This is a genomic window from Pseudolactococcus yaeyamensis, assembly GCF_054658615.1.
Window position 1 is genome coordinate 17,204 of record NZ_BAAGGP010000033.1, and the last position, 11,938, is coordinate 29,141.

11 protein-coding genes are annotated in these 11,938 nt (G+C 36.4%); 10 read left to right on the forward strand and 1 reads right to left on the reverse strand.

What is annotated here, in order from left to right; genetic code table 11:
* Positions 1–98 precede the first annotated feature (98 nt).
* From ACYQ21_RS07920 to ACYQ21_RS07935, 4 genes are all read left to right on the forward strand, one after another.
* Positions 99–1,661, forward strand: coding sequence for an ATP-binding cassette domain-containing protein (locus tag ACYQ21_RS07920; protein WP_460057300.1), 1,563 nt, complete (start codon positions 99–101; stop codon positions 1,659–1,661).
* Positions 1,662–1,745: 84 nt separating this feature from the next.
* Entirely contained in the window at positions 1,746–2,555 is an 810-nt protein-coding gene (locus ACYQ21_RS07925; protein ID WP_460057302.1) for an ABC transporter permease, read from the forward strand.
* 247 nt (positions 2,556–2,802) lie between these two features.
* A complete protein-coding gene (locus ACYQ21_RS07930; RefSeq protein ID WP_460057305.1) occupies positions 2,803–3,867 on the forward strand; it encodes a DUF6270 domain-containing protein in 1,065 nt (354 codons plus the stop codon).
* A gap of 589 nt (positions 3,868–4,456) precedes the next feature.
* The gene (locus tag ACYQ21_RS07935) at positions 4,457–5,170 is read left to right on the forward strand and encodes a pseudouridine synthase (RefSeq protein WP_460057308.1); all 714 of its coding nucleotides are present in this window, start codon (positions 4,457–4,459) and stop codon (positions 5,168–5,170) included.
* Between the two features lie 28 nt (positions 5,171–5,198).
* On the opposite strand, the gene recX is transcribed toward ACYQ21_RS07935, so the two are convergent.
* Complete coding sequence (recX, locus tag ACYQ21_RS07940; RefSeq protein ID WP_460057310.1) at positions 5,199–5,993, reverse strand: recombination regulator RecX; 795 nt, start codon at positions 5,991–5,993, stop codon at positions 5,199–5,201.
* Between the two features lie 220 nt (positions 5,994–6,213).
* Between recX and cas10 the strand changes: the two genes are divergently transcribed.
* From cas10 to murQ, 6 genes are all read left to right on the forward strand, one after another.
* Positions 6,214–7,476, forward strand: a complete 1,263-nt coding sequence (cas10, locus tag ACYQ21_RS07945; protein WP_460057312.1) for a type III-A CRISPR-associated protein Cas10/Csm1 — start codon at positions 6,214–6,216, stop codon at positions 7,474–7,476.
* Positions 7,477–7,658: 182 nt separating this feature from the next.
* On the forward strand, positions 7,659–8,996 hold the full coding sequence (gene rlmD, locus ACYQ21_RS07950) for a 23S rRNA (uracil(1939)-C(5))-methyltransferase RlmD (RefSeq protein WP_460057314.1): 1,338 nt from the start codon (positions 7,659–7,661) through the stop codon (positions 8,994–8,996).
* The gene (locus ACYQ21_RS07955) at positions 8,993–9,523 is read left to right on the forward strand and encodes a GNAT family N-acetyltransferase (RefSeq protein WP_460057317.1); all 531 of its coding nucleotides are present in this window, start codon (positions 8,993–8,995) and stop codon (positions 9,521–9,523) included. Before rlmD ends, ACYQ21_RS07955 begins: the two co-directional genes overlap by 4 nt.
* Before the next feature lie 11 nt (positions 9,524–9,534).
* Positions 9,535–9,789, forward strand: a complete 255-nt coding sequence (locus ACYQ21_RS07960; protein WP_460057319.1) for a DUF1912 family protein — start codon at positions 9,535–9,537, stop codon at positions 9,787–9,789.
* Between the two features lie 171 nt (positions 9,790–9,960).
* Positions 9,961–10,809: a MurR/RpiR family transcriptional regulator gene (locus ACYQ21_RS07965; RefSeq protein ID WP_460057321.1), complete on the forward strand. Its 849-nt coding sequence runs from the start codon at positions 9,961–9,963 to the stop codon at positions 10,807–10,809.
* A gap of 95 nt (positions 10,810–10,904) precedes the next feature.
* A complete protein-coding gene (gene murQ, locus ACYQ21_RS07970; RefSeq protein ID WP_460057323.1) occupies positions 10,905–11,798 on the forward strand; it encodes an N-acetylmuramic acid 6-phosphate etherase in 894 nt (297 codons plus the stop codon).
* Positions 11,799–11,938: the final 140 nt, after the last annotated feature.

Below are 11,938 nucleotides of genomic sequence, written 5' to 3' on the forward strand. Positions count from 1 at the left end.
ATATTTGAGGAAAAAGTAATTAGAGAGGTAGTTTTGCTATTATCTGAAAAACTAATGTTAAAAATAAAATAACCAAACAATTATTTGATGAATCATGAGTGAAGTGGAAAGAAAAACTATTAACTCAAAAATCTGATAGTTTGGCTTTTCTTGATGAAACAAGTAATCCTAAGCTTAAAGTACGTGGGAGTTTGAGCTCTAAAAAGTTTGAACTGTCGCAAAATGAAAAACTAAAAGAATTATTGGGAATAGGGGAAGGAAGCCGAGAAATCAAAGATTTCTGGGCACTTCGTAATGTCAATTTTGATGTCTATGATGGAGAAGCAATTGGGATTGTTGGCTTAAATGGTTCTGGTAAGTCAACGCTTCTCAACATAATTGATCAAAGTCTAAGTGTAACAACGGGAGAACTAGAAATTAACGGTGAAGTCTCTCATATTGCCATAGGCGCTGGACTTAAGGTTGATTTGACAGGTCGAGATAATATTCGTCTCAAAGGGATGATGATGGGGATGAGTAAAAAAGAGATTGAGGAAAAGATGGATGAAATCATCCAATTTTCTGAACTTGGACCTTTCATAGATCGTCAAGTTAAGGGCTATTCGTCAGGGCTGCGTTCAAAGCTTGCCTTCTCGATTGCTGTGAATCAAGATCCAGATATCCTCATCATCGATGAAGCTTTGTCGGTTGGGGATTCAACCTTTGCGGCAAAGTCAGCTAAGAAAATGTTTGAATTTCGGGAATGTGGTAAGACAATTTTTGTTGTCAGCCATAACACAAGTCAAATTCAAAAATGGACAGATAAAGTGGTTTGGCTTCATTATGGTGAGGTTAAAGAATATGGGTCAACACAAGAAATTTTACCTAAATACCAAGCCTTTATTGATTGGTTCAATAAACTTTCAAAGGAACAGCAAGAACAGTATAAATTAGATCGTCGGCAAGAGCAATTAGATTATTCAGTTGAAGCGCTTAAACAAGAGATAATTGATAATTCTTCAAGCGAGGTCAGTCAAACTTCACTTGCTATAATTGACAGAACGATTGTCAAAAATAAAATGAAACTCACTTGGTCAAGTAAAGTTGTCATGTGCTTTTGTGTCATTTTTATGATGTTTAATGTTGTCATATCTGTTAAAGGCGGAAGTACGGATAAGGGAAATCAACCGAAAGTGGGAAAACCTTCTTCAGTTACTAAAAGCAGTCAATCTTCTAAAAAATCGAGTGCTTCAAAACCTCAGAAATCATCAACAAGTAAAAAAAGTAGTTCTAAAACAGTTGCAACATTTGATTATATTGTTCAGGAAGGGGATACTTTTAATGGAATTGCTTCTGCCTACGGACTCTCTAGCGATGACGTTCTTAAACTTAACCCAGGTCTTGACCCTGCACTGATTACAGTAGGGATGGTTATTAAATTACCTAAATCAGTTGAAGGGAAAGTTGCGACACCTGAAAGTGCTGCAAACACTGGTCAAACGACGACTGATGTGTCGGACGATTCAGCCTATTCAGGACAAGGAGATGACTATACTTCTTATCCAACTACCCCACCGGAAATTCCAGCTCCATCAACTCCGATTACTGATCCAAGTACGCCAGATCAAGGTGGAACGGATCGGGGTGGAACAGTTCAAGGAGAAAACAATCTTAGCCCATAACCTCTAGCATCATATGAGTATTTTTCTTAAGATAACTGTGACTAGGTTATATAATCATCAGAATATTCCTGAAATGAGATAGAAATGAAAGATGTTATTCAATATATACGAGAACAAATAAAGTATTTACCGCTGATTATCAGAATGAGTAAGTATAATACCAAAAATAATTACCAAAATTTTATTCTGGGTAGGATATGGCAGTATGCCAATCCTATTATCATGGCCACTTTTTACTATGTTATTTTTGGTTATATTTTTAAGCGTAGTTTAGGTGCAACCAACGTCCCCTATTTACCTTGGATGTTAGTAGGGATGGCAATTTGGGGGTTTACAAATGGCACTATACTTCAAAGTCTATATAGCATTATTGGTCAGTTAAATTTATCAAATACTTTTAGATTTCCCGTGAGCATTTCACCTACAATCACTTTTGTTGGTAATATTATAGAAGCCTTGGTGATCTTGTTTTTTGCGGCTGTGATGGGGATATACAACGGATATACACCGAGTCTTTACTGGTTTCAGATGATTTACTACTTTTTTGCAATTATAGGAATAGTTGCAGGTGTATTCATTGGGAATTTTTGGAGTGGTAAAGAAGAAGTGACTGTCGCATCTCAAAAATTCGCTTTAACAGATGGCATATACGAAACAGATAAATTGAAATGGGATATTTCAAAAGATAAATTGACTGTCAATGATAAAAATTTGTACAAAATACTAACCAATGAAGAGGTAAATGGCACTAAAATCTTTACTTTTGAAAGAGAAGATAATCAAGAAATCAAAACAGCAATCGTAAAAGAAGAAAACGGGAAAATATTAATAACCTATACACCTGCTAAAAAGGATAGTAAGGCAAATTATGAATTTGTAAAAAATAGGAATTAACTACTTAAGTGGTTGGCTTACTGTTGCAAAAATATCTATTTGGACATAATGTAAGTTAATTTTGATGTGATTTAAAATAGAGATGATTGATATTTTGAATACACTTACTATGAAACTAGTTGTAAATTTCAAAACTTGTAGACATTTTAGTATAATGGATGTTGTTTTATATTGCTTACTTTAAATATAGAATAGCTTGGAATTTTATGGGAGTAACCCATTGACACTAATAATAAAGGATTAGGATATGAAAAAAAGGATATCTATCATAGGTTCTAGTGAAATAAATTTTCCGCTGAATTTCGAATTAGTACCTGAGCTATCAAAATCATACAGTTTGGCAACTATGAAATTTGAAACCTCATTGATTAGTCTGATGAGTGAGCCATTTATTTTTGATAGAAAGAAATTATATTCTGATAAGGATTCAAAAATAACAGAATATTTACTGAGTGAGTATGAGAAAGACGGTTTAAATGATTTAATTGCAAGTAATCCTGATATCATTATTTTAGACTTTCTTGCAGATATTAAATTTGGTGTTCTAAAAACTAGTTTAGATACTTATCTAACAAATAATATGGATAAATATTTTAAAAGTCCGTCTTTTCAGGACGTTGTCGTAAGTCAAGAATATAATCTTTTGGATAATTTTGATTTGTATAGAGAAATATGGTCAGAATCACTTGAAAGATTTATGAGTTTTGTGTCAATGTATTTACCACACACTAAAATAGTGATTAATGGTAATAATATTGGTATACCAATTGATTCAGATTTAATTTCTCGTAGCCAAGTTTGGACTATACTAAATGATTTTGCTTTTGAAACTTATAACTTACCTATTATTAGTGGTAATGGTATTAAAAAAAGTACTAGTCACATTAAAGATGAGAAATCATTTTATACTGAGTTTGCTGTAAATTTGGGAAAAGTATTATATCCCGAAGAGGAAATAGACAGTCCATTCGATTTATTGGAAATTGTTTCAAATGATAATTTTATCAAGGAAAATAACGTTTATGATTGGAATTTAATTCGGAATCCATATTTCAAAAATGACGGTGAATTTTGGAACATATTGACTGCGAATATGTTTTCTCCAGAATTGAAAAATAATAGTATATCGTATTATTGGGGTGAAAAAATAAGTAAAAGAGTCGCTCAAATATATACCAGTAATATTGATATATCATCTTCAGGAGAATTTGTTCAGAAATATATTTTATCATTTGACGTGTTGATTGAGGATGTATTCAAAATAAATATTGATAATGATACAATATGTACCATTATCAATATTCGAAGATAAGCTATCAGTAGGCCATCAAGTAGCAGTTGATTATAAGTATATAAGTTCCTATATGGAAAACGTCACTTCTAGAAAATGGAAAAATATCAAAATCATTATTCCAACAACAGCAAAATATGTAAGCATTGGACTATGGTTGTATCAAAATACGGAAACAATTGTTAAATGGCGTAATCTATCCTTGAAACATTATCGTGGTAATTAAATGAATGATGTTTATTTAAAATCTAGTAGAGGTGTATTTTTTGAAAAATAATGATTAAATTAGCGTTTATTTTATTACTAGAGACTACTGTAAGGGCATATGATGACATTCTTTGCAAATTGCGTAGTATAATAAATATTCTTATCTTGAATCTCTTCTAATGAAAAAAGTTCTATTAATGAATAGGATACAACTCAAGTAATGATTTTTAAAGATTACTATGCTTATGTACCGCATGTTTCATGTAATGAATCATATTATATGGATGCCCATAGGGAGATGTCTATTGTGATTAATCATTCACGTTATTAGCTAAACTGAGTACATCTTTATAATTAAATTATAATTTAAAAGTCAAAAAAGGTCAAGAAATAGGAATTCAAAATGCGAGTAGATGACGTTTTAATCCAATACGGTGCTGTCAAAAAGCCCGACATCAAAAAAATTTTGCGTGAACAACGCGTAGCAATCAACGGTCAAGTTATCACGGTGCGCAATGAACAGGTTGACAGCAATATACAAAAACTCACGCTTGATGGCCGCAACATCATTTTCCCGCCTCATCGATATTTCATGGTCAACAAGGCGAAGCGCACCCTGTCAGCCAACAAAGATACTGAGAAGCCAGTCGTTTTTGATGTTTTTCCGGACGACATCGACAAGACCGACCTCTACATCATCGGGCGGCTTGATTTTCTGTCCGAAGGCTTACTCTTAATCACTGATAATGGTAAGCTGGGGCGCAATTTGATCAAACCAGAAGCTCACGTTGAAAAAGTCTATCAGGTAGAGGTGAAGGAGCCACTGGAAGCTGACGACGTCAGAAAATTCAGAGCAGGTCTCGTGATAGATGGGGAGGTGTCATTAGCCCCTTCTCAATTAGTAATCCTGTCAGAGCACATCGCCATTGTCAGCATTAGCGAGGGAAAAAACCGACAGATTCGCAAGATGTTTTTAAGTGTTGGAAAACTCGTTACCAAACTGGTGAGAACCCAAATCGGACCGATACAGTTAGATGACAGTTTGAATCCCGGTGATTATCGCGCGCTGACAAAATCTGAAATTCAGAGTTTAGTACCTTATTTTAATGCAAATTAAAAAGCTCAAAATCTGAGCTTTTTTGCGTTTAAAAATCTATCTCGCGCAGTTCACGATTGATGACATCAAAGTCAAAGCCTTTTCTAGCTAGTGCATTGCTGACGCGTTGTTTGAGATCGTAGCCGTCATATTTTCGGCTGTATTTGCGCATGAGTTTATCTAATTCTTTTTGCAAGAGTTCTGATTCATTTTCTTCATCGGATTCGAGTTCCAGATTGGCAATAGCAATTTTACTAATATCGTAGGAAAAGCCTTTACTTGTCAGATGCGTTGCGATTTTCATTTTCAGGGCCTTGAGGGGCAGGCGACTATACTTGCTCATGACTAATTTTTCAGTCAGATGCGTTGCGACGGCAACTTGTGTGTCAAAGTCGTAGAGGCGTTCTAACTTTTCTAGTGCCAAAGTTTGATCAATACCTTTATTGACTAATTTTTGCTGGATTTGATAGGGGCCTGAGGACTTACCTAGGACTTTGCCACGAACGAAAGACTCAGCATAAGCAGGATCGTCAATAAAACGTGATGCCTCAAGTGCATCAATGATTTTAGCGATTTGCACATTTGGAATGTCATGGTCAATCAAGTAACGCATGACTTCCTTTTTAGTCCGTTGCTTGAAAGAAATATAGTAGAGCCCCAGATTTTTTCCCCTAGAAAAATCAGCGAATTCAGTAATTTTCTCAATCTCAGCATTTTCAAACACAGCACCTTTTGACAAAAAAAACCGAACAATCGTATCCTCAGTCACATAGAGCGTGCGATCGTCGTCAAAAACGACTTTATATAAACGTTTCTTTTTTTCAAGTGAAATAATTTTAGGCATACCCTATTATATACTCATTTTCTTGAAAAAACATGATGGATTGTTAAACAGTGTGGCAATCAAGGGAGAGACTGAGTTTATTGCAACATTATTGAGCAATATATTGTATAATTAATTAGAAGAGTGTATAATTTATCATGCTGGATTTACATTTTATGTTGACAAGATATAAAATGTAGTGTAAAATAAATTCCTTTACTAAAAAGGTAGAAAGAATGATATGGAAAAAATAAATTTAATTTATGGCTCGCTTTTACATGATATTGGAAAAATAGTTTATCGTGGCACAAGTGAGCGTACTAAACATTCGAAACTCGGTGCTGATTTTATCAAATCGTTTGAACAGTTCAGGATAACTGAATTGACAGACTGTATTCGCTATCACCATGCACTAGAGATGACATCAGTTAAGTCAACTAAAAAAGAAAGCGCTTTATTTTACTTGACTTATATTGCGGACAATATCTCATCTGGTATGGATAGGCGCCAAGACTTGGAAGAAGGTAATAGTGGATTTTCTTGGGATAAAAAGGTGCCACTTGGTAGTGTTTTTAATATTTTGTATGAAGAAGAAAAAGGTCTGCAGAGTCATTCCTATCCTTTCGTCTCAAGAACGCATACACAAAAAGAGCCATTAAATTTCCCAAATGATGCACAAAACCAATATACGACAGGAGATTATGATGGCTTGATTGAGGATATGAGACTTATCTTACCACGATTAACACCTGATAGTCATCATGTCAATTCTTTGTTGCAAATGATGGCAAGTCTATGGTCTTATGTGCCAAGTTCAACGGATAAAAATCAGTTAGTAGACATCTCGCTTTATGACCATTCAAGGACAACAGCTGCGATTGCTAGTGCGCTTTATGATTATTTTCAAGCAGAAGGTATCACTGATTATCAAAATGAGTTGTTTGCTTACAATGCCAAGGAATTCTATGATAAAAAAGCTTTCTTAATGATGAGCTTTGATATGAGTGGTGTGCAGAATTTTATTTATAATATCTCTGGTGATAAAGCTTTGAAATCTTTACGAGCACGCAGTTTCTATTTGGATATGTTGCTTGAATATATTTCTGATGATTTGCTTGAAAGACTGGAGCTATCTCGCGCAAATATTTTATATTCTGGTGGTGGTCATGCTTATCTTTTATTGGCTAATACTGCCAAAACTAAAGCTATCTTAGCTGATTTTGAACAAGAGTTAAAAGCTTGGTTTTTAGATGAATTCAAAATAGATTTGTTTTTGGCAATGACTTACACTGAGGTTTCGGGCAATGATTTGATGAATAAAGACGGCAAGTATCGGGGAATATATCGTCGTTTATCGGAGAAAATATCGGATAAAAAATCTAATCGTTACACTGTCGAAGAAATTCTGAAGTTGAATCAACTAGGTTCGGAAAATGAACGAGAATGTCGAGAATGTAAGCGCAGTGATTTACTGTTTGCAGATGAAAACATAACCGTTCCTTGACAAAAGGGGACGAGAACCTTGAACAATGCCATCTGGACGGATAGGATGACTGACAAGGGATTTGCTAAAAGGTGACAATTGATAAAGAAAACGCTGGAAAAGTGCTAAAAAACACACTCAATCATCATCAAAGAGCTGAAATAGGTGTGTTTTTTGCTTGTAAAAAATGGTAAAATATGGACATGAGCCTAAAAATCAAGCAAAAAATTCCACTAAAAATCAAAAAAATCGGTATCAATGGCGAAGGTGTTGGTAATTTTAAGGGAACGACGGTTTTCGTGTCGGGTGCGCTCAAGGGCGAGGATATCTATGCGGAAATCGTGACCAGCGAGCGCAATTATGCGACGGCAAAAGTCCTCAAACTCAATAAAAAATCACCCCACCGCGTAGTGCCAATGTGTGAGATTTATAAACAGTGTGGCGGTTGTCAGATCATGCACTTGGCTTATCCGCAACAGCTACTTTTTAAGCAAGATGTGCTGAGACAGGCGCTCCAAAAGTTTAAACCGGAAGGTTATGAAACTTACGAAGTCCGCAAGACGATTGGGATGAAAAAACCAGAGCACTATCGGGCTAAGTTGCAATTTCAAACGCGATTTTTAGGCGAGAAAGTCCGAGCAGGACTTTTTGCGGAGAATTCGCATCAATTAGTTGAAATCAAAAATTGTTTGGTACAAGATGAAACAACGCAAGCCATTATCAATGAAGTCACGGAACTCCTAACTTTTCATCGGATTCCGATTTATAATGAAAGAAAATTCGACGGCATTCGAACGGTCATGGTGCGCCGTGCCAATCATACTGGTGAAGTCCAGCTTATTTTCATCTCGTCGACTCCGGTTGAGTTGATGCGAACGATTGCGAGCTTGACGGAGAAATTTCCTGAGATTAAAACGATTGCTTTGAATATCAATCGTAAGAAGTCGTCTGAGATTTATGGCGATGAAACAGAGATTCTGTGGGGCGAGCGTGCGATTTTAGAAGGCGTGCTCGATTATACCTTTGAACTCAGCCCGCGTGCCTTTTATCAACTCAATCCTGAACAGACTAATGTGCTTTACCGCAAGGCGGTAAAGGCGATGGATGCGAGTGCTGACGATGATTTAATAGATGCCTATTCTGGGACTGGTACCATTGGCCGCGCCTTTGTGGGCAAGGTTAGAAGTATTCGTGGCATGGATGTCATTGCGGAATCGATAGAGGACGCTAAGGTCAATGTGCCGGACGGGATTTATGAAGTCGGGACGGCTGAAACGGTGGTACCTAAGTGGGTGGCTGAAGGATTCAGAGCGACCGCCTTGATTGTTGATCCACCTCGGACGGGGTTGGATGACAAGTTATTGGACACGATTATTGCGACCCAGCCTGAAAAAATGGTCTATGTGTCCTGTAATGTCTCGACTTTGGCGCGTGATTTGGTTAAATTGGCATCGGTTTATGATGTCAAATATATCCAGTCAGTTGATATGTTCCCGCACACGGCGCGGACGGAGGCAGTTGTGAAGTTGGTGCGCAAATGATTGAAAAAGCCAAGCTAGCCGAAATGCCAGAAATTGTGGCAGTGATTGAGAGTGCGCGTGCCTTTTTGAAGGCGCAGGGGATTGACCAGTGGCAAAAAAGCGCCTATCCTGCTATGTCAGATATTAGGACGGACATTGAAAATGATGTGGCTTATGTTCTGAAAGTGGCCGGTAAGGTTGCAGCTTATGCGGCGGTGATGACTGGGTTCGACCCCGCTTATGATTTGATTCAAGGCGCGTGGCGCAACAATAATCACGATTATGTGACCGTTCATCGCCTAGCGGTTTCAACGGCATTTCGCGATCAGGCTCTGGGCCAGCGATTTCTGACCTCAGTTTTTGAGACGTTCAGTCCTTATCAAGACTATCGTGTTGACACGCATCCAGATAATCACATCATGCAGCATATTTTAGCCAAACTCGGCTTTGAAAAATGCGGTGTAGTGATGTTTGAAGGCGATCGTTTGGCCTATCAGAAAGTGACAGTAGATGAATGCTTAGAATTGCTGAGAGAAAAGAATAAATAAAGGAGTGTGACATGACATATGAACAAGAATTTATGCAAGAATTTGAAGCTTGGGTGGCAACACAAATCATGGTCAATGAGATGGCTATGAACCAAAGCCAAGAGGTTGCGGCTGAAACAGACGATGAACGCGCTAAAGATGCGATCATTCGTTACGAAAGCCGGATGGATGCCTACAAGTTTTTGCTAGGCAAATTTGAAAACTATAAAGCTGGCAAAGGCTTCCATGAGTTGCCTGACGGTTTGTTTGATCAGGTTAATTATTGAGTAAAATGTGAATTTTAGAACGTGATATCCCTTATAGAGTCGCAAATCAAGTTAATTAAAAAAGCTAATGTAATAGAGATTATCTATCAGTTTATTTTCAATCTAGAAAAAATATGCTGATATGTAATAAAATTTCTATTGCTTAGCTTTTTGTTGTGGTATAATGAGCACATGAATATTTTACTAGAAATCCAATCTCATTTGGAGAATTTATCACCAAATGAAAGAAAAGTTGGCGCATATATCCTACAAGTTCCAGAGTCAGTTATAACGCTCAGTACACAAGAAATAGCTAAAAAAAGTGGTGTGTCACCGGCAACCGTTGTTCGTTTTGTCAAGTCAATGGGACTTGATGGAGTTCCTCACCTTAAACAACAGCTTTCAGTTTGGCGTGCTAATTCTCAATCAGACACAGATTTTCAAGAATTGAGACCAAATGAAAAAATTGATTCTATTAAATCAAAACTCAAGGCTAGAATTAGTCATATGACAGAGTTGGTTAATGAACATTTATCCAATGAATCGCTTCTAAAGGTAGCTCAACTGATTGAAGAATCACAGCTTGTTTTTGTCTTTGGTATAGGGGCTTCTTATCTTGTCGCACAGGATCTTGCGCAAAAGTTTAATCGACTAGGAAAAACGGTAATTTGTGAAGACAATACCCATTCAGCGGCAGTTATGTTAACCAATAATCATCAAAAAAAGATTTTTATTGCGATTAGTGATAGAGGTGAATCTCGAGAAGTGTTGGAAATGCTTAGCTTAGCTAAGGAACAAAAAATTAAATCTATTGCAATTACTGGTAAGGAAGACTCTAGTTTATCCAAACAAGTTGACTACCCCTTAATTTCTATTTCAGGAGATAATTTTCAGTTTCGGCAAGCTGCTACAATATCCATGATGGCCCAGATATATTTAGTAGGTCTCCTTTTTTACGTTTATGTGAGTCAAAATTTTGTACGCTCTCAAGAGTCAATTATGGCTTCTTTGAAGGCAATTAATAAACTTGAAAAAAAATGAGCAGAATACTCTTTTTTTTTGATTTTGACTTGAAATAAAATTTCATGTATGATATGATACAAATATAGAATAAAATTTCACGAAAGAGGACTTTGATGCTTGGATTAGGAAATTTAATTACAGAAAGTAGAAATGAAGCTACAGAAGACTTAGATCAAATGAGTGTAAATAAAGCATTACGACTCATGAATGAAGAGGATAAAAAAGTTGCGTTTTCTGTTGAAGAAGCTTTGCCACAAATTGAAAACGTTGTCAAATTGGTGATTGCGACATTTCAACAGGGCGGGCGTTTAATTTATTTAGGTGCTGGAACTAGTGGAAGATTGGGTGTTCTTGATGCTGCGGAATGCGTACCGACTTTTGGCGTAAGTCCAGAGATGGTAATTGGTCTTATTGCGGGAGGTCAAAAGGCAATGACTATTGCTGTTGAAGGAGCTGAAGATAATTTTGAACTTGGTAAACAAGATTTAGAAGGACTAAAACTTACAGCAAATGACATTGTAATTGGTATTGCGGCAAGTGGTAGGACACCTTATGTGATTGGTGGACTTGATTATGCCCGAAAATTAGGCGCGAAAACGGCTACAATTTCATGTAATTTGAATTCTGAAATCGCTAAACATACTCAGTCACCGATTGAAGTTGATTGTGGGCCAGAATTTTTAACAGGTTCAACGCGTCTCAAAGCAGGAACAGCCCAGAAACTCATTTTAAATATGATCTCTACACTTTCAATGATTGGCATTGGAAAAGTTTATCATAATCTCATGGTTGATGTCAAAGCTACCAACGAAAAATTGATAGAACGTTCAAAATTAATTATCATGCAAGCGACCGACGTTAACTATGAATGTGCAGAAAAAATATTTTATGAGTCCGGTAATAATGTTAAACTTGCTATTGTGATGATTTTGACTGGCTCGTCAAAAGAAGAATCCGAGATAAAACTTCTGGCTGCTAACGGCTTTGTAAAAAATGCTATCAAATAATATTATATATAATATAAGTCTAGTGGTAATAAGTCAAGTAAGACTTGTAAATTTATTTTACAAGATTTATGAAACTAAGGTACACTAAATAAGCCTACGAAAAATTCATTTTTTCGCAAGTGCTATCAAGGACTTGTGCT

What these genes read in the sequence shown, in the direction of transcription:
- ACYQ21_RS07960 (WP_460057319.1), top strand. Translation starts at nt 9,535, where the DNA reads ATGACATATGAACAAGAATTTATGCAAGAATTTGAAGCTTGGGTGGCA.
- ACYQ21_RS07955 (WP_460057317.1), top strand. Translation starts at nt 8,993, where the DNA reads ATGATTGAAAAAGCCAAGCTAGCCGAAATGCCAGAAATTGTGGCAGTG.
- cas10 (WP_460057312.1), top strand. Translation starts at nt 6,214, where the DNA reads ATGGAAAAAATAAATTTAATTTATGGCTCGCTTTTACATGATATTGGA.
- ACYQ21_RS07965 (WP_460057321.1), top strand. Translation starts at nt 9,961, where the DNA reads ATGAATATTTTACTAGAAATCCAATCTCATTTGGAGAATTTATCACCA.
- rlmD (WP_460057314.1), top strand. Translation starts at nt 7,659, where the DNA reads ATGAGCCTAAAAATCAAGCAAAAAATTCCACTAAAAATCAAAAAAATC.
- ACYQ21_RS07935 (WP_460057308.1), top strand. Translation starts at nt 4,457, where the DNA reads ATGCGAGTAGATGACGTTTTAATCCAATACGGTGCTGTCAAAAAGCCC.
- ACYQ21_RS07925 (WP_460057302.1), top strand. Translation starts at nt 1,746, where the DNA reads ATGAAAGATGTTATTCAATATATACGAGAACAAATAAAGTATTTACCG.
- ACYQ21_RS07930 (WP_460057305.1), top strand. Translation starts at nt 2,803, where the DNA reads ATGAAAAAAAGGATATCTATCATAGGTTCTAGTGAAATAAATTTTCCG.
- recX (WP_460057310.1), bottom strand. Translation starts at nt 5,993, where the DNA reads ATGCCTAAAATTATTTCACTTGAAAAAAAGAAACGTTTATATAAAGTC.
- murQ (WP_460057323.1), top strand. Translation starts at nt 10,905, where the DNA reads ATGCTTGGATTAGGAAATTTAATTACAGAAAGTAGAAATGAAGCTACA.